This window comes from Paenisporosarcina sp. TG-14 (assembly GCF_000297555.1).
In the GTDB taxonomy this organism is placed as follows: Bacteria; Bacillota; Bacilli; order Bacillales_A; family Planococcaceae; genus Paenisporosarcina; species Paenisporosarcina antarctica.
Window position 1 is genome coordinate 26,421 of record NZ_AMGD01000039.1, and the last position, 18,491, is coordinate 44,911.

Here is an 18,491-nt window from a genome sequence, read left to right on the forward strand (position 1 = left end):
CTAGGATTACGGATCGTGGCACCCCTATATCATAATCGCTATGGCTCTAGAGTGAGCATTTGCTCAGTTGTAAATATTAGCTGTCACGTTGTAATTATGGAAGGTGACGTTGTAAAATTAGGGGTTCACGTTGTAATAGTAAAAATATACAAGTAAATAATATTATTATGTAAACTATTAAATAACAATTCACGTTTAACTTGGCCGAAAAGTGCAATCCAAAGAAACCTGAAAATGGAAATAGACAATGTATAGAAAACTCATTAACTACAGAAACTATCGTTGTACTTGTTAGAGAAAGGCAGACTCGGTACCAAATGGAAACCACGATTCTTACTAGAACAAATCCAACAATATTTTGATTTTGGACATTATTTGCGGTCATATAAACAATCGTAAATGTACAAATATCCCTGTTTAGAACATAAAAATTCAACACAAAAGCCATCCGCATTAGCTGGATGGCTTTTGTTTGTATCATTTACGAAGTTTTCTTACAATATCCTCGCTCGGAGTGACAAAGACGGTCTTTTGTTCAAAATAAATCACGAACCCTGGTTTTGCACCGTTGGGTTTTTTCACATGACGAACTTCCGTATAGTCGACGGGCACAGAAGATGAATCACGCGCTTTACTGAAGTATGCTGCTAACATTGCAGCTTCTAAAATTGACTCTTCATCGGGTTCATTTTCATGAATTACGACATGTGAACCTGGAATATCTTTCGTATGGAACCAAGTTTGTGACTTGTTTGCAATTTTAAATGTTAAATAATCATTTTGTTTATTGTTTTTTCCGACAGAAATTGGCAATCCTGTAGAAGACACGAAAGATTCTGGTGTTGGTTTAACTATTTTTTTCTTCTTCTTAGAAAATTTTGCCTTCATCCAACCTTGTTCAGCAAGTTCCTCACGAATTTCGTTAATGTCTTGAGGTGAAGATTGCATGACTTGTTGTTGCAACATTTCAATATAATCAATGTCATCTTTTGTTTTATCAAGCTGTTGTTGTGTTTTTAATAATGCTGTTTTTGCTTTATTGTATTTCGTGTAAAAACTTTGTGCATTCTCAACGGGTGTTTTTCTTGGACTTAATGTGATTTTTACAACAGCATTATTTTCGTCATAGTAATTTACCACTTCAGTCTCTTTCATCCCTTTTTCAAGCAAGTACAAATTTGCCATTAAAAGTTCACCATGAAGTTGGAATGTTTCCAGTTTTTCAGCGTTTGCTTTATCTTTTGCAAGTTTCTTCATTTTTAATTTTAATTTGTCAATTTCATTTTGTAACCAGCGTTCTAAATCACCGGCTTGTTGTTTCACTCGGTCACGTTCAGCTCGTGCAAAGTATACTTTATCTAGTAATTCTCCAAGGGAGTTGAAAGGTGTTTTGTTTCCTTCTAAATGTGCCAAATCTACGCTTGAAAAAATGGCCTTGTTGCCGCTTTCTAAATACATACCCGTTGGATTTTTTTTGTTAAATTCATCTAGGAACTTTTTGAATACATCGTAGCTAGACTGTCCACCTCTATTTTCAACAAGGTGAGCGAGTTCTTTTGCGTGTAAAGGTGAAAACCCAGCAAGTTGCGATAGAAATTCGCGGGATAGATCTTCAGAATTTAATAATGACTGAAACGATGCTTCATCCACATTATATGGATTTACTTTATCTTGTTTAGGAGGTGCGATATGCGGTTGACCAGGTAATATAGTTCTATAACTATTAACAGATGGCGATAAATGTTTTAAACTATCTAAAATAAGATTTCTGACAGGGTCTATTAAAATTACATTACTATGTCTTCCCATAATCTCAATATGTAATTCTCGAACCATATCGTCACCAATTTCATTTTTACTCTCTACATGGAGAATGATTATACGGTCCATATCAAGTTGAGAAATAGCAGAAATATACCCACCTTCTAGATGTTTTCGAAGTAGCATACAAAACATGGGTGGTTCTGAAGGGTTATCAATTGTTTCATTTGTAACATGTATACGTGAGTAGGAAGGTTGAATAGAAATAAGCAATCGGCTATTTTTACCGCCAGCACGAATTTGCAACACAATTTCTTGTGAGTTTGGTTGATGTATTTTTGATATACGTCCAGATACTAAATGTTGAAGTTCGTGAGTCATTGCTTTTGTAAATAAACCATCAAATGCCATAAGTAATTCCTCTTTCAAAACGTTTTGCTCTATCTTATCATTTTATTAGGGGGTTGTGATATAATTAGCTAAGTGTGTAACAAAGAAAGTTGAAGATCTAATAGGAGGAAAGACTGTGCCAAATCTAAAGTTTATTAATATTGGAAACGGTAGTGTGGTAGCAGTTGAACGAATCATCTCCATTTTGCAACCTGAATCGGCGCCAATTAAGCGTCTCGTTCAAGAAGCAAGAGAAAAAGGATTTCTAATTGACGCAACTTATGGTAAAAAAACTCGTGTTATATTTGTTATGGATAGTGAGCATGTGGTTCTATCTGCAGTTAATGCTGAAACTATTGTGACACGTGTGATAGAACAAGCCGAATAGATAAAAAGAGGGATTGCATGCGAAAAGAACGTGGATTATTAATCGTCCTTTCAGGACCATCTGGTGTTGGGAAAGGTACAGTACGAAAAGAATTATTTTCGCAACCTGACACGAATTATGAATATTCGATTTCAATGACGACAAGAAAGCCCCGTGAAGGCGAAGTCGATGGTGTCGATTATTTTTTTAAATCCCATGAGGAATTTGAACAATTAATCGGAGAAGGTCGTTTATTAGAATACGCATCTTATGTTGGGAACTATTATGGAACTCCATTAGATTACGTGAACGCCACGCTCGATGCAGGTAGAGATGTATTTTTAGAAATTGAAGTTCAAGGTGCATCACAAGTACGTGACAAAGTACCTGACGGCTTATTTATTTTCTTAGCGCCACCAAGTCTTTCAGAATTAGAGCAGCGTTTAGTAGGTCGAGGAACCGAAACGAATGATGTGATTGCATCACGTTGTTTGGCAGCAAGAGATGAACTTGAAATGATGAACTTGTACGATTTTGTCGTTGAAAATGACGAGGTACAATTAGCATGCGATCGTGTAAATGCGATTGTTACTGCTGAACATTGCCGAAGAGAACGTGTTGAAAAAAGATATCTGTCCATGTTGAAAGGGGAATATTAATGTTATATCCATCAGTCGATTCACTTAAAAGTAAAATAGATTCAAAATACACTTTAGTAAGTTTAGCATCAAAACGTGCGCGCCAATTGCAAGAAGAGGGCGGAGAACGATTAGCTTCTTACCAATCTTTAAAATATGTTGGAAAAGCTTTAGAAGAAGTGGCTTGTGGTGCATTGACGAAAGAAGAACAAGATGCAGCTACCATTTACGAAGACGAAATTTAATACTGATTATTAACTAAAGAAAACTCCCTAAGACAGATAGATGCTTTGGGAGTTTGTTGTTTGAGAAAGGAAGAATGTTCATGCTAGCAAACAAGAAAATCTTATTATGCGTATCTGGTGGTATTGCAGTTTATAAAGCAGTTGCCCTCGTTAGTAAATTGTCGCAATCGGGAGCGGATGTCAAAGTCATAATGACGGAATCTGCGACAAAGTTTGTGCAGCCGCTGAGCTTTCAAGTGATGTCTCGAAATGATGTTTATACAGATACTTTTGATGAAAAAAATTCTGGGGTCATCGCTCATATTAACTTGGCAGATTGGGCAGATCTAGTCATTGTGGCTCCTGCAACTGCAAATGTCATTGGCAAGATTGCCAATGGAGTTGGTGACGATATGGTGACAACAACACTTCTAGCGACAACAGCCAAGGTATGGATAGCGCCAGCTATGAATGTACATATGTACGATCACCCAGCAGTGAAGCGTAACATTGCGACACTTGCAGAAGATGGCTATGAATTTATTGAACCTTCAGAAGGTTTTCTAGCCTGTGGGTATGTAGGAAAAGGAAGATTAGAAGAACCAGAAAAAATCGTGGGATTAGTTGAATCCTTCTTCCTACCAACTGAATTGCCGTTAAAAGGAAAGAAAGTAGTTATTACTGCAGGACCAACTCGTGAACGAATCGATCCTGTAAGATATCTGACCAATTTTTCTTCTGGGAAAATGGGCTATGCACTTGCTGAAGCAGCTGTGAAAATGGGTGCAGAAACGATTCTTGTATCAGGTCCGGTTTCTTTACCGATTCCACATGGTGTTAAAGTTGAACATGTGGAAAGTGCAGAACAAATGTTGCAAGCGGTGTTATATCATTATGATCATGCAGATATTGTGGTCAAGACAGCTGCAGTAGCAGACTACCGTCCAAAAACTATTCATGATCAGAAAATGAAGAAACAAGCAGGCGATGCAACACTCGAACTCGAACGAACAATTGATATTTTAATGACTCTTGGTCAAAGGAAAACAAAGCAACTAGTGGTAGGTTTTGCTGCAGAAACAAACAACATAGAAGTGTATGCAAAAGATAAATTGTCTAAGAAAAATGCGGACTATATTGTTGCCAATGACGTCACGCAAGCTGATAGCGGTTTTGGGACAGATACAAATACAGTCGTGTTAATTGGTAAAGAAAATTATGTACAGTATTTTGATAATATGACGAAAAAACAGTTAGCTATACAATTGTTTGAAACGATATTGTCTCATGAAAAGGAAGTACAACATGTTCGCTGAGGTCATTGTTGACGTTGCGGCTTATCCAATTGATCGACCTTTTGATTATGCAGTACCTGAGAAGTTTCAAACGATAATTGAAAGTGGTAGTCGAGTGAAAGTACCTTTTGGAAATCGGCATGTCTTGGGGTTTGTAACAGCCATTAAAAGCGAAACCGATGTTCCAGTGGAAAAACAAAAACCGATTGGTGAACTTTTAGATATCGAACCAGTGTTGACTCAAGAAATGCTCGAAATGACAAAGTGGTTGAGACGGCACACATTATGTTATGAAATTGATGCTCTTCAGGTCATGTTACCATCTGCTTTACGTGCCAAATACGAAAAAATTCTTGAAATTGTGGATCACAATTTTGAACTTCCTCAAAGTATTCAAGCAATGTTTCAACAAAAAGACCGTGTTGAGTTAAAGGTCGATGAGTCAAAGGAATTGCTAACGACTATTAAGAAATTAATAAAAGAAAATATTCTAGCATTGGAAACGGTAGTCAAACAAAAGACCGCAGTAAAAAAAGTGAGAATGATTTTAATTGAATCAGATGTAAAAATATTACAAGAGATTCACTTAAATATATCAAACAAAGCAAAGAAACAAAAAGATGTTGTCAAATGGATGATGGACTATGCCGGAACACGCATCGTCTCCACTGATTTGTTAAAACGACTTAATACCTCAAATGCTGTGTTACAGGCGGTAATGGAAAAAGGCGCAGCCACTTTAGAATTAGAAGAAATATACCGAGATCCATATGCAGATAGAACAATTAATGTTTCGGCAAAGCACTCTTTAACAAATGAACAACACCTCGCATTAAGTGAAATCATTTTTTCATATGATAAACATGAAGCAAAAACGTTTCTTCTGCATGGCATAACAGGTAGTGGTAAGACAGAAGTATACTTACAAGCAATTGAACGCGCGTTACAGGATCAAAAAGAAGCCATCGTTTTGGTCCCGGAAATCTCACTTACCCCCCAAATGACCAATCGTTTTAAAGAACGGTTTGGCTCCCTAGTTGCTGTACTGCATAGTGGTTTATCGACTGGAGAGAAATATGATGAATGGCGAAAGATTAAACGTGGTGAAGTGAAAGTGGTAGTAGGTGCCCGTTCAGCGGTCTTTGCGCCTTTTCAAAATATTGGCTTGATTATTTTAGATGAGGAACATGAAGGTACCTATAAGCAAGACGATTCTCCACGCTATCATGCAAGAGATGTAGCGATATGGAGAAGCGAATATCACCATTGTCCAGTCATTTTAGGAAGTGCTACTCCGTCCCTTGAATCTTATGCTCGTGCTAAAAAAGGGAATTATAGTTTATTAACTTTGACTAAAAGACCTAGGGATCAGGCTTTACCTGAAGTGTCAGTCATAGATATGCGCGAACAACTAAAAAACGGCAACCGCTCCATGTTTTCTTTGGAATTAGCAGAATCTATTCGTCGCCGGTTGGATAAGCAAGAGCAGATGGTATTGTTCTTAAATCGACGTGGACATTCGTCTTTTGTCTTATGTCGTGATTGTGGCACGGTGGTAGAATGCCCAAATTGTGATATTTCCATGACCTATCATAGACATCAAGAACGGATAAAGTGTCATTACTGTGGAGAAGAATCACAAGTGCCAAACATATGCCCTGAGTGTAAAAGTGATCACATCCGATTTTTTGGCACAGGCACGCAAAAAGTAGAAGAAGAAATTGCACGTTTGTTTCCAACCGCTCGCGTTCTTCGTATGGATGTAGATACAACACGTAAAAAAGGATCACATGAACATATTTTAAAGCTATTTGGAGATGGGAAAGCCGACATTTTACTTGGTACTCAAATGATTGCCAAGGGACTTGATTTCCCGAACATTACGTTAGTTGGTGTTTTATCTGCGGATACAACTCTTCACTTAGCAGATTTTCGAGCAGCTGAAAAGACATTTCAATTATTGACACAAGTTAGTGGACGAGCTGGAAGACATGATAAAGAAGGGGAAGTTATTGTTCAAACCTATACCCCTGAACACTATGCGATACAATTTGCAAAACATCATGATTTTGTCCCTTTTTATAATCAAGAAATGGTGAATAGAAAACAATTTGCCTACCCACCCTATACCTTTGTTGCATTTATTCAAATCACGCATGAAGATGTCTTGATGACGGCAGAATACGCACATAAAACAGCGAATTGGCTCAGAGAAAACTTATCTAATTCGACAGAGATTATTGGTCCTACGGCGTCATCTATTAGTCGTGTACAAAATAGATATCGTTACCAATGTTTGATAAAATACAAAAAAGAACCTACGCTCCCGGAAGTGTTACAGCAGTTAACACGTATTTACCGAACAGATTGGATGAAAAAAGGAATTTTGATGTCAATTGACCTGAATCCTTCTTCTATCATGTGAGCATAAACGAAATGAGGAATGACAGTTGACTATTAGAACAATCGTAAAACATCCAAGTACTATATTAACTACAAAGACAAAAAAAGTGATTAAATTTGACCGAAATCTTGCTACTTTATTAAAAGATATGCACGACACAATGGTTGATTCAGATGGTATTGGAATAGCAGCTCCACAAGTGGGTGAATCTATCCGCGTAGCGATAGTTGATCTTGGCGAAGGTGAAGACATTATTGAAATGATCAACCCGGAAGTTTTAGAAACAGAAGGATCTGTTATTGAGATAGAAGGTTGCCTTAGCTTCCCTGAATTGTATGGTGAAGTAGAACGTCCGTTTTATGTGCGAATGAAAGCACAGGAAAGAGACGGTAGATGGTACGAACTAGAAGCAGAGGATTATGAAGCAAGGGCTATTTTACACGAAATTGATCATTTAGATGGAATTTTATTTGATTCAAAAATTCTTCGTGTCGTTGATCTTGCTGAGCTTGAAGCGCAAGAAGAGGAATTACTATGACTTCTCTAGTGTTTATGGGAACCCCTGACTTTTCCGTACCCATTTTGACTATGCTATATGAAGAAGGATATTCCATTTTAGCAGTTGTGACTCAGCCAGATCGACCCGTAGGACGCAAGAAGTTGTTAACGCCTACTCCGGTTAAAAAAGAAGCTTTACGACTTGGATTGCCTGTCTTGCAACCTGAAAAGCTGAAAGGTTCACAACAATTGGACGAAATTTTATCTTTAAACCCGGATATCATTATAACGGCTGCATTTGGTCAGATACTTCCGAAAGTGTTGTTAGATTCACCAAAATATGGCTGTTTAAATGTACATGCTTCTTTGCTACCTGCTTATCGTGGAGGAGCACCTATTCATCAAGCTATTATGGATGGCCAACTTCAAACGGGTGTTACAATTATGTACATGGCTCAAAAATTGGACGCTGGTGATATCATTTCACAAAAAGCAATCGCAATTGAAGTTTGCGATACAACAGGAATTCTATTTGAAAAATTAAGTATCGTTGGTTGTGACTTGCTAAAATCAACATTGCCCAAGATTCTTAGCGAATCCAATGAACGAACTGTGCAAGATGAAAGTCTTGTTACTTTTGCTCGCAACATCTCTAGAGAGCAAGAACGTATCAATTGGAATGAGTCCTCACAAGATATTTATAATAAAGTACGTGGTCTCAATCCTTGGCCGGTTGCGTATACCACATTAAAACAAGAAGCAGTAAAAGTTTGGTGGGGGCAGCCTAGTCAACAAAGCTATAGTCAACCTGTTGGGACGGTGGTTGAGTTACAGGTGGATCGAATTGTTGTACAAACAGGCAACGAACAAGCCTTTGAAATTACAGAATTACAGCCAGCTGGCAAGAAAAAAATGTCTGCCGAGGATTTTCTGCGAGGCACTGGTTCTAAATTACAGATTGGGGATCAGTTTCAATGAGTAATAAATCATACCGAATGTGGAATGGAAATGTACGTGATGCCGCATTGTCAATATTAATGTCTATTGAAAAAAATCAAGCATATAGCAATTTGTTACTTCATCAAACAATTGAAAAATATGATATTGAACTAAAAGACCGTGCACTTTTAACGGAAATTACTTATGGGACACTTCAACATAAGATGACTCTCGATTATTATTTACAACCTTTTATAAAAGGGAAGCTCGATGATTGGGTACGACAATTATTGCGTCTTTCACTTTACCAAATCCATTATTTAGATCGTATTCCAAATCATGCAGCTGTAAATGAAGCAGTAGAAATTGCCAAAAAACGAAGCCATAAAGGCACAGCAGGCTTAGTGAACGGGATTTTAAGAGGGATTTTACGTCAGGGAGTTCGTTCAACTGATGAGATAGTAGATCCTATTGAACGATTATCAATAGCGGCAAGTCATCCATTATGGTTAATAGAACGATGGGTTAAACAATTTGGTTTTGAAAAAGCAGAAACGATGGCTTTTGAAAATAATATCCCTCCTGCACATACTGTGCGAGTAAATACGACTCGCATTTCCGTGCAAGAGGCAATTGATATGTTATTAGATGAAGGTATTGTGGCACGCCAAAGCGAAGTAATTCCTGAATGTCTTCATATTGAAAAAGGTCAAGTGGCTAAAACTCAGGCTTATCAATATGGCGTTGTTTCCATACAAGATGAAAGTTCTATGATTCCAACTTATGCACTTCGAGTTGAACCAGGGCATCGTGTGTTAGACATGTGTGCTGCACCAGGTGGTAAATCAATGCATATTGCAGAAAAACTAAATGGGGAAGGTTCTCTAGTTTCTGTTGATCTACATCCTCACAAAGTTAAACTTATCTCTGATCAAGCAACTCGATTAGGTTTTGAAAATGTTGAAACACGTACATGGGATAGTCGTGAATTAACACATGAATATGATGAACATTCATTTGATCGTATTCTTGTAGATGCACCGTGTAGCGGGTTAGGTGTTATTCGTCGGAAACCGGATATAAAGTATACTAAAAAACAAGAAGATTTTGCTTCATTGAATAAAATTCAATTAAGCCTACTTGACGAAGCCTATAAGTTATTGAAGCCAAGTGGTTTAATTGTATATAGTACTTGTACGATTGATGAAGTTGAAAATATCGGAACTGTTCAAGCCTTTCTTGCCAATCATTCAGACATGGAGTTGGAAGAATTAAATATTTTACCTGAAGCATACCAGCATTTAACGACAAACGGCATGATTCACGTTTTCCCACAGGATTTTAACAGCGATGGCTCATTTGTTGCTGCATTACGAAAAAAGAGCAACACTCTAACGAAGTGAACTAAAGAAGAAATTATTAAGTCAATGTTGTAAGAGAAGCAACATTGACTTGTCTGATTTGAGAAACAAGCTGTCGTGAATACGACTCTGATATTGATGCGCCTTGCAGACAACTTCGTGAGAGAAGCGTCAACAAGAAACGGAGTGACAATTGATGAAATACACTGTATTAAGTGATATCGGTCAAAAACGCTCGGTAAATGAGGATTGTGCTGCAGTTATCGTACGATCAGATTTTGTCCGTTTAGGAGTTATTGCTGATGGGATGGGAGGACACAATGCAGGTGATATCGCAAGTAATATGGCTGTCACTAAAATTGGTGAATACTTTAATAGTGCCACCTCGGAACAGTTTTCTTCAGAAGAAACTATTAAACATTGGTTTTCAAACTCAGTAAAAAAAATTAATAGCTTGATTTTTGATTATTCTTTAACTCATGAAGATTGCCAAGGTATGGGCACCACATTCTTAGCGGCGGTATTAACTGACGAACAAAAAGTACTTTGTCATATTGGAGATAGTCGCGCTTATGAATGGCACTCAGGAAAAATGAAACAATTAACGAAAGATCATTCATATGTAAACATTTTAGTTGAAAATGGAGAGATTAGTGAAGAGGAAGCAGAAAGTCATCCAAGGAAAAATTTAATTACAAAATCACTAGGAACCGAAAAAACGATTGAGCCTGACTTTGTTTCATTAATGTTTCCTACATATTCTTACTTACTATTATGTTCAGATGGGTTAAGTAATAAATTATCGATTGATGACATGACTAAAATTATGTCAACAGATGTATCCGTCCTTGATAAAGGCACTCAACTAGTAGATCTCGCAAATAAAAAAGGTGGAGAAGATAACATCTCTCTCGTGTTAATTACCAATACAAAAGAGGAGCTGTAGACATGCTCGTAGGCAAAAGAATCAGTGGACGATATAAAGTTCTCGAAATGATTGGTGGAGGGGGCATGTCCAATGTTTACCTCGCTCACGACATGATTCTTGATCGAGATGTAGCCATCAAAGTATTGCGATATGATTTTTCAAATGAAGACGATTTGCATAGAAGATTTCAACGAGAAGCACTTGCCGCAACTAGTTTGACTCACCCTAATATTGTTAATATTTTTGATGTTGGTGAAGATAAGGACTTGCAATATTTGGTGATGGAGTTTGTGGAAGGTAAAACATTAAAACATTATATTGTAGATGCTGCACCACTTTCACCTGTTGAGACAGTGAACATCATGAAACAATTAACTTCAGCAATTGGCCACGCTCATCAAAATCAAATTGTTCATCGAGATATTAAACCCCAAAATATTTTGATGGATGGAATTCATCATGTCAAAATTACAGACTTTGGGATTGCAATGGCTTTAAGTGCCACATCATTTACTCAAACTAATTCAGTTTTAGGAACTGTACATTATTTATCTCCTGAACAAGCACGTGGTGGAACGGCAACTAAGAGATCAGATATTTATGCACTAGGTATAGTGTTGTTCGAATTACTTACAGGAAAACTTCCTTTTTTAGGTGAATCAGCAGTATCCATTGCATTAAAACATCTACAAACTGAAACACCTTCAGTAAGAGCTGTTGTACCTAGTATTCCTCAAAGTCTGGAAAATGTGGTCATGAAAGCGACAGCAAAAGATCCTCGAAATCGTTACCAAACTGTCGAAGAAATGGAATACGATTTAAATAACGTATTATCTGAAGATCGTGCAAATGAAAAGGCATTTGCTGTTCCTACTGATGATGGTGCTACTAAAGCAATGCCCATTATTAAAGATGGCAGTTACGATCAATTAGCCGATACTAAGAAACTCTCAAAAGAAAACACTTCATCACCAAATCCAGTGGTTGAAGAAAAAAAGAAAAAGAAAAAATGGCCTTGGATTTTAGGGATAGTTTCATTACTTATTCTGGCAAGTTTAGCTATAGTACTCGCATTCCCACAACTTTTTGGACCAAATAAAGTTGAAGTACCTAATGTTGCAAAATTGCCTTTAAACGAAGCAATTGATATGGTGGAAGATGTAGGTTTGATTGCTGGAAATGAATCTCAAGAATCTTCTGAAGACATTGAAGAAGGTCAAGTCATCCGTACGATTCCACAAATTGGAAAAATAAGAGATGAAGGAACTGAAATTGATTTTGTAGTCTCAAGTGGGAAAGAATTAGTTTATCTAGCTGATTACGTTGGACGTGATATTAATGAAGTTAAGGATTTATTGGGATCACAAAACTTTGACTCCATTGAAACAAAACCGGAATTTTCAGATGAACCTGAAGGTAGAATTCTTTCTCAAGAACCAGCAGGAGATAGTGATATTATTCCTGATGAAACCGAACTTGTTTTCGCAGTGAGTAAAGGTCCTAATCTAATTAGCGTCATTGATTTAACAAAAGCATATAACGAAAAAACACTTAATGACTATGCTAAATCATCTGGATTTAACATTCGAATTGTGAGTGAAGATTTTTCTGTGGACGTACCTGAAGGATTTGTCATTTCTCAAACGCCAGTCGCAGGAACAATGCTTAAACCGGGTAGCTTAATCGAAATTGTGTTATCAAATGGTCAATCAGCTAAGCAAATTAAAACCTTTGTGAAAATGGTCGAAATTCCTTATGAACCTGAAGAAACAGATGTTGAACAACTCGTTCGTATTTATCTTCAGGATCAAAATCATACGTTGACAGAACCTGTTGAGGAGTTTGTGCTTACAGAAACAAAATTACACGAAATCAAATTAGAAATTGAAGAAGGTCAAAAAGGAGCATACCGAATTATGGTAGACTCAAAGGTTATAGAGGATGAAATCATAGAGTATAACAGTATCAATTAGGGAGGAATACGATGCCAAAAGGGCAAATACGTAAAGCGCTTAGCGGGTTTTATTATGTTCAAGATGGAGAACAGTTTATACAATGCCGAGGACGTGGTGTTTTCAGAAATCGTGGAGTGAATCCACTCGTTGGAGACTATGTAGATTATGAAGTGGAAGGTAGTTCTGACGGGACAATTACCGTTGTTCATGAAAGGAAGAATGCACTTGTACGTCCACCAATCGCTAATATTGATCAAGCTTTACTCGTGTTTTCGTTAACAGAACCCGACTTCAATCCTTTATTGTTGGATCGCTTTCTTGTCGTCGTAGAGTCATTTAATGTAGAACCAATTATTTGTTTAACTAAAACGGATTTAATTACTGAATCTGAAATGGCAAAAATTCGACCGTTTATTAATGATTACCGAGCAATTGGTTATCAAATAATAGAAACATTCAAAGATGACGAAGACTTAGTTGCCAATATTGCACCAGTCTTAAAAGGTAAAATTAGTGTTTTAGCTGGACAGTCTGGTGTGGGAAAATCGACATTACTAAATACAGTGTTGCCCTCATTAAATTTGAAAACAGGTATCATTTCACAAGCACTTGGCCGTGGGAAACATACCACTCGTCATGTTGAACTCGTTGAGGTTTGTGAAGGACTGTTAGCTGATACTCCAGGGTTCAGTTCATTTGATTTTGATGAAATAGATAAAGAACAATTATCTTATTGTTTTCCTGAATTCCGAGCAGTGTCTGATAGTTGTAAATTTAGAGAGTGTTTACACATTAGCGAACCGAAATGCGCAGTTCTTGCGGGGGTTCAATCTGGTGAAATCAAAGCATACAGATACAAACATTATGTTAAGTTTTTAGACGAAATAAATGAGCGAAAGCCGAGGTATTAATATGATTAAAATAGCCCCATCAATTCTAGCTGCCAATTTTTCGAAATTGGCTGAAGAAGTAAAAGAAGTCGAACAAGCTGGTGCACAACTGATTCACATTGATGTTATGGACGGTCATTTTGTACCAAATATTACAATGGGTCCGATTGTTGTTGAAGCATTAAGACCGGTGACAAAATTGCCTTTAGATGTACATTTAATGATCGAGAACCCAGATAATTTTATTGAATCATTTGCAAAAGCGGGAGCTGATTACATTACAGTTCATGTAGAAGCATGTCCTCACTTGCATCGAACAATTCAACTAATTCGTTCATTTGGTGTAAAGCCAGGTGTTGTGTTAAACCCACATACACCTATTGAATCCATTCAACATGTGCTTGAAGACATTGACATGGTACTGTTTATGACGGTTAATCCTGGATTTGGCGGACAAAAATTTATTCATTCAGTTATACCAAAAATACAAAAACTTTCGACAATTATTAAAGAAAAAGGCTTGAATATCGAAATTGAAATTGATGGTGGCATTAATGCAGACACTATTATTCCTTGTGCACAAGCAGGCGCAACAATTTTTGTTGCAGGTTCAGCTATCTATAGTAAAGAAGACCGTTCAAAAGCTCTTCAAGACATTCAAGAAGCAGGCGAACGAGCGATACTTACATGAAAACGGTTGTGATTTGCGCTGGGGGGCCAATTGATGAATTGGCCAACCTTGAGCCGTACAAATTATCTGATGAAGTTGTTTTTATTGGAGCGGACAAGGGCTCGGTGTATTTACTTAACGAGGGCATCATTCCAACTGTAGCTGTTGGTGATTTTGATTCACTATCTTCTGAAGAATTTTTGGATTTAACCAACCGAGTGGCTTCAGTAAAAGTAGCATCTGTGGATAAAAATGAAACGGATACAGATTTAGCACTCATACACTCACTAGATTTCGATCCGCAACAAGTTGTCTTAGTAGGTGTAACAGGAGGGCGTTTGGATCATTTTATTTCGGTACTCAACAGCGTGTATCGATTTCAGAAGGACAATCCTGGAATTCAATTTATCATACGTAACAAATGGAATGAAATGCGTTTGTTAACACCTGGTATCATAAAATTAACTACAAATCCCCAATTACCATTTGTGTCTTTTTTTGCTTTTCATGAAAATGTTGAAGAAATAACATTAACTGGTATGAAATATAATGTGAGCAATGAAACCATAAAAATAGGTAGTTCACGATTTACAAGTAATCAACTATTGGACGAACATGGGTCTATCTCCTTTTCATCTGGCATATGTTTATTAATACGAAGCTCAGATCAATGAGAAGGAGTGAAGGCATGCGTGTTTATACCTTTAGATTACCGAAAGCAGTTAGTGGATTTGCAAGAATGTGCTTGGGATGGATGGATAAAGAAGACAAACCTAAAAAGAAGAAAAATGAAAAAAAACCAGACTGACAATTGTCAGTCTGGCTTTTTTTTATAAGCACGAAGATTAAACGCGCTCAACTTTTCCAGATTTCAGTGCTCTCGCAGAAACCCATACACGTTTTGGAGTACCGTTTACAAGAATACGAACTTTTTGTAAATTAGCTCCCCAAGTGCGTTTTGTTTTGTTCATTGCGTGAGAACGAGCATTACCAGCACGAGCTTTACGCCCTGAAATTACACATACTTTAGGCATTTATTTTTCCTCCTCAACAAAGAAGCTGAAATTATTTTTTCAGTTCGATATATTTCACATACCTTAGGATTATATCACAAAGTAATTTTCGTAGCAATAACTTTTACAGCTCTCTTTCAAGGGAAATACCTTGGCAGACAATTTTAGGAGAATGTTAACGTTGACTTTTATTACAACTCATTATGTAGTACAATTAAGGGTAGTCAAAAAGGACTTATAAGGAGGCATTCTCTATGTCAATTGAATTGAAAAACGAATTCGGACAAATTGATATTTCAAATGATGTCGTTGGCCAGATTGCGGGTGGAGCAGCGATTGAATGTTATGGAATAGTTGGAATGGCAACAAAACATCAAATTCGAGATGGTTTAACTGATATCTTACGTAAAGAAAACTTCTCAAAAGGTGTACTTGTACGTCAGAATGGCGAAGATCTTCACATAGATATGTACATTGTTATCAGCTATGGTACAAAAGTATCAGAAGTAGCATATCAAGTTCAATCGAAAGTAAAATACACACTAAATAAAACATTAGGCCTAGCTGTTAAATCAGTAAATATTTACGTTCAAGGAGTTCGTGTTACGAACCCTTAAGAGGAGGAAGTAGGATATGAAGTCTTTAGACGGAATTCAATTTGCAGAAATGGTAAAAATGGGTGCCCATCACTTATTCCAAAATGCAGATTATGTGGATGCGTTAAATGTCTTTCCTGTTCCCGATGGTGACACGGGAACGAACATGAACTTGTCAATGTCTTCTGGATCAAAAGAAACAGAAGCACATGCAGTTGCTCATATTGGAAAAACAGCTCAAGCACTTTCAAAAGGATTATTAATGGGAGCTCGTGGGAACTCAGGCGTTATTTTGTCTCAACTTTTCCGTGGATTTGGGAAAGATGTTGAAACGAAATCGACGTTATCTGCAAAAGACTTTGCTCATGCTTTCCAACATGGTGTAGATATGGCTTATAAAGCAGTCATGAAACCAGTTGAAGGTACTATATTAACAGTCGCAAAAGATTCAGCGAAAAAAGCGATAGAAGTAGCTGAACATGAAGATAATATAATAGTGGTAATGGAAGAATTACTGAAAGAAGCAAAAGCATCACTAGAGAGAACACCAGATTTATTACCTGTATTAAAAGAGGTAGGGGTTGTGGATTCCGGTGGACAAGGTCTCGTATACGTTTACGAAGGTTTTATTGCTGCCATGAAAGGTGAAAAACTACCTGAAAAAACGTCATCTTATTCTATGGATGATCTAGTAAGTGCAGAACACCATAAAAAGATTCAAGGTTTTATGGATACAGCCGATATTGAGTTCGGTTATTGCACAGAGTTTATGGTGAAGTTCATGCCAGAAAAAGTGGCAGAAAATCCTTTTAATGAACACGATTTTCGTGAAGGGTTAAGTCAGTTTGGTGATTCACTGCTTGTTATTTCTGATGATGAAATTGCAAAGGTACATATTCACTCTGAACAACCTGGAAATTGTTTGGGTTACGGACAAAAGTTCGGTGACCTAATTAAAATAAAAATTGACAATATGCGTCAACAACATTCTGAAATTGTTGGAGACGATTATAAAAAGGACGTATTAACGTCTGTACCTGTAAAAAAACATCCATATGCGATTGTGACGGTTGCGATGGGCGAAGGAATTTCAGATCTTCTTAAAAGTGTAGGTGCAAGTGCAGTAATAGTTGGCGGTCAGACGATGAATCCATCAACAGAAGATATCGTTAAAGCGATTGAATCTATTGGAGCTGAAAAAGTTCTTATTTTACCAAATAACAAAAATATCATAATGGCTGCCCAACAAGCCGCTGAAGTGATTGGAATTGAAGCAGCCGTTGTCCCAACAAAGTCAGTACCTGAAGGTCTAGCAGCAATTTTAGCATTTAATCCAGAAGCTACAGTTGAAGATAACAAAACGACAATGACTGAGGCATATGCACATGTCAAAACAGGTCAAATTACTTTTGCTGTTCGTGACACGTCAATTGATGGTGTCGAAATTCAAAAAGATGACTATATGGCTATATCGCAAGGGAAGATTATTCTTGCATCACCTTCACTAGTTGATGTTTCAAAATCATTATTCCATGACTTAGTAGATGAAGATGCAGAAATCATTACAATTATATATGGAGAAGATGTTACAGAAACAGAGGCCAAGGAATTGGCTGCATTTGTAGAAGAAAAATATTCACATGCAGATGTAGAAGTGTACAACGGAAAACAACCACTGTATCCTTATATAATATCAGTCGAATAGGTACGACAACAGTGAATCGATAAAGGTTCACTGTTTTTTTAGGAATATGTCTAGCGGTAAAACCCAACCCGTTCGGTCTCTGTTCGAATAGAAATGTAAGCGAATTCACTTTTTACGTTATACTTTTATTAATACTATTTTGTGTTGTGAAATAAATGTGAAATTCATATAAAAGGAGTCTTCAAAATGAAGTTTAATTCAGTTTTTGATATCATTGGTCCAGTGATGATTGGACCTTCATCTTCACATACTGCCGGTGCGGCAAGAATCGGTCTTGTGACACGCGAGTTATTTGGTAGACAACCGAAGTGGGCAAAGATTTATTTATATGGTTCGTTTGCTGAAACTTACAAAGGTCACGGTACAGATATCGCGATTATTGGTGGATTACTAGGTTTTGATACGTTTGATGAACGCATTAAAACATCATTCGACCTTGCAAAAGAGGCTAACCTAAGTTTTGAATTTATTCCAGAAAGCGGTCATACTGAACATCCGAATACGGCACGTCTTGTAATAGGTGACGAATCAGGTGAAATGGAGCTCATTGGTATTTCAATTGGTGGAGGGAAAATCGAGATTAGTGAATTAAATGGATTTCCTCTTCGATTATCGGGGAATCATTCAGCAATTTTAGTCGTACACGATGATAAGCCGGGAAGTATTGCAAAAGTAGCAAGTTGTTTAGCAGAACAAAATATCAACATTGGCCATATGGAAGTTTCCCGTAAAGATCAGGGACAAATGGCGTTAATGGTTATTGAAGTCGATGAGCCGATCGACGAGCATGTGTTACAACAAATTGCGCTATTACCGTATATTACTCAGGTAACGAAAATATCAGATTGAGGAGGGGT

19 protein-coding genes are annotated in these 18,491 nt (G+C 37.2%); 17 read left to right on the forward strand and 2 right to left on the reverse strand.

The features are described 5' to 3' along the window. Positions 1 to 477: 477 nt before the first annotated feature. Positions 478 to 2,172, reverse strand: coding sequence for an Rqc2 family fibronectin-binding protein (locus C406_RS0111650; RefSeq protein ID WP_017380806.1), 1,695 nt, complete (start codon positions 2,170 to 2,172; stop codon positions 478 to 480). Between the two features lie 115 nt (positions 2,173 to 2,287). Between C406_RS0111650 and C406_RS0111655 the strand changes: the two genes are divergently transcribed. From C406_RS0111655 to spoVM, 14 genes are all read left to right on the forward strand, one after another. Continuing rightward, positions 2,288 to 2,539, forward strand: coding sequence for an extracellular matrix/biofilm biosynthesis regulator RemA family protein (locus tag C406_RS0111655; RefSeq protein WP_017380807.1), 252 nt, complete (start codon positions 2,288 to 2,290; stop codon positions 2,537 to 2,539). 17 nt (positions 2,540 to 2,556) lie between these two features. Continuing rightward, positions 2,557 to 3,177 (forward strand): guanylate kinase, encoded by a 621-nt coding sequence (gmk, locus tag C406_RS0111660; protein ID WP_017380808.1) that lies wholly within the window; start codon positions 2,557 to 2,559, stop codon positions 3,175 to 3,177. Continuing rightward, positions 3,177 to 3,401, forward strand: coding sequence for a DNA-directed RNA polymerase subunit omega (gene rpoZ, locus C406_RS0111665; protein WP_017380809.1), 225 nt, complete (start codon positions 3,177 to 3,179; stop codon positions 3,399 to 3,401). Before gmk ends, rpoZ begins: the two co-directional genes overlap by 1 nt. An 80-nt stretch (positions 3,402 to 3,481) precedes the next feature. Beyond that, the gene (coaBC, locus tag C406_RS0111670; RefSeq protein WP_017380810.1) at positions 3,482 to 4,696 is read left to right on the forward strand and encodes a bifunctional phosphopantothenoylcysteine decarboxylase/phosphopantothenate--cysteine ligase CoaBC; all 1,215 of its coding nucleotides are present in this window, start codon (positions 3,482 to 3,484) and stop codon (positions 4,694 to 4,696) included. Then, the gene (priA, locus tag C406_RS0111675; RefSeq protein WP_017380811.1) at positions 4,686 to 7,100 is read left to right on the forward strand and encodes a primosomal protein N'; all 2,415 of its coding nucleotides are present in this window, start codon (positions 4,686 to 4,688) and stop codon (positions 7,098 to 7,100) included. The genes coaBC and priA overlap by 11 nt, the downstream gene beginning before the upstream one ends. Before the next feature lie 25 nt (positions 7,101 to 7,125). Further along, positions 7,126 to 7,617, forward strand: coding sequence for a peptide deformylase (gene def, locus C406_RS0111680; protein ID WP_017380812.1), 492 nt, complete (start codon positions 7,126 to 7,128; stop codon positions 7,615 to 7,617). Beyond that, positions 7,614 to 8,555, forward strand: coding sequence for a methionyl-tRNA formyltransferase (gene fmt, locus C406_RS0111685; RefSeq protein WP_017380813.1), 942 nt, complete (start codon positions 7,614 to 7,616; stop codon positions 8,553 to 8,555). Before def ends, fmt begins: the two co-directional genes overlap by 4 nt. Continuing rightward, positions 8,552 to 9,919: a 16S rRNA (cytosine(967)-C(5))-methyltransferase RsmB gene (gene rsmB, locus C406_RS0111690; RefSeq protein ID WP_017380814.1), complete on the forward strand. Its 1,368-nt coding sequence runs from the start codon at positions 8,552 to 8,554 to the stop codon at positions 9,917 to 9,919. The genes fmt and rsmB overlap by 4 nt, the downstream gene beginning before the upstream one ends. Before the next feature lie 154 nt (positions 9,920 to 10,073). Further along, a complete protein-coding gene (locus C406_RS0111695) occupies positions 10,074 to 10,823 on the forward strand; it encodes a Stp1/IreP family PP2C-type Ser/Thr phosphatase (protein ID WP_017380815.1) in 750 nt (249 codons plus the stop codon). 2 nt (positions 10,824 to 10,825) lie between these two features. Further along, positions 10,826 to 12,778, forward strand: a complete 1,953-nt coding sequence (gene pknB, locus C406_RS0111700; RefSeq protein ID WP_017380816.1) for a Stk1 family PASTA domain-containing Ser/Thr kinase — start codon at positions 10,826 to 10,828, stop codon at positions 12,776 to 12,778. 11 nt (positions 12,779 to 12,789) lie between these two features. After that, complete coding sequence (gene rsgA, locus C406_RS0111705; protein ID WP_017380817.1) at positions 12,790 to 13,671, forward strand: ribosome small subunit-dependent GTPase A; 882 nt, start codon at positions 12,790 to 12,792, stop codon at positions 13,669 to 13,671. Position 13,672: 1 nt separating this feature from the next. After that, positions 13,673 to 14,341, forward strand: a complete 669-nt coding sequence (gene rpe, locus C406_RS0111710; protein WP_017380818.1) for a ribulose-phosphate 3-epimerase — start codon at positions 13,673 to 13,675, stop codon at positions 14,339 to 14,341. Next, entirely contained in the window at positions 14,338 to 14,994 is a 657-nt protein-coding gene (locus C406_RS0111715; RefSeq protein WP_017380819.1) for a thiamine diphosphokinase, read from the forward strand. Before rpe ends, C406_RS0111715 begins: the two co-directional genes overlap by 4 nt. A gap of 14 nt (positions 14,995 to 15,008) precedes the next feature. Beyond that, the gene (gene spoVM, locus C406_RS20215; protein ID WP_017380820.1) at positions 15,009 to 15,128 is read left to right on the forward strand and encodes a stage V sporulation protein SpoVM; all 120 of its coding nucleotides are present in this window, start codon (positions 15,009 to 15,011) and stop codon (positions 15,126 to 15,128) included. 37 nt (positions 15,129 to 15,165) lie between these two features. Here spoVM and rpmB read toward each other — a convergent pair whose 3' ends face one another. Next, on the reverse strand, positions 15,166 to 15,354 hold the full coding sequence (gene rpmB / locus C406_RS0111725; RefSeq protein WP_017380821.1) for a 50S ribosomal protein L28: 189 nt from the start codon (positions 15,352 to 15,354) through the stop codon (positions 15,166 to 15,168). 233 nt (positions 15,355 to 15,587) lie between these two features. Between rpmB and C406_RS0111730 the strand changes: the two genes are divergently transcribed. The 3 genes from C406_RS0111730 to sdaAB all read left to right on the forward strand — a co-directional run bounded on the left by C406_RS0111730 (position 15,588) and on the right by sdaAB (position 18,483). Then, on the forward strand, positions 15,588 to 15,950 hold the full coding sequence (locus tag C406_RS0111730; RefSeq protein WP_017380822.1) for an Asp23/Gls24 family envelope stress response protein: 363 nt from the start codon (positions 15,588 to 15,590) through the stop codon (positions 15,948 to 15,950). A gap of 16 nt (positions 15,951 to 15,966) precedes the next feature. Continuing rightward, on the forward strand, positions 15,967 to 17,634 hold the full coding sequence (locus tag C406_RS0111735; protein ID WP_017380823.1) for a DAK2 domain-containing protein: 1,668 nt from the start codon (positions 15,967 to 15,969) through the stop codon (positions 17,632 to 17,634). Positions 17,635 to 17,820: 186 nt separating this feature from the next. Then, on the forward strand, positions 17,821 to 18,483 hold the full coding sequence (gene sdaAB, locus C406_RS0111740; protein WP_017380824.1) for an L-serine ammonia-lyase, iron-sulfur-dependent subunit beta: 663 nt from the start codon (positions 17,821 to 17,823) through the stop codon (positions 18,481 to 18,483). The last annotated feature ends 8 nt before the right edge of the window (positions 18,484 to 18,491 follow it).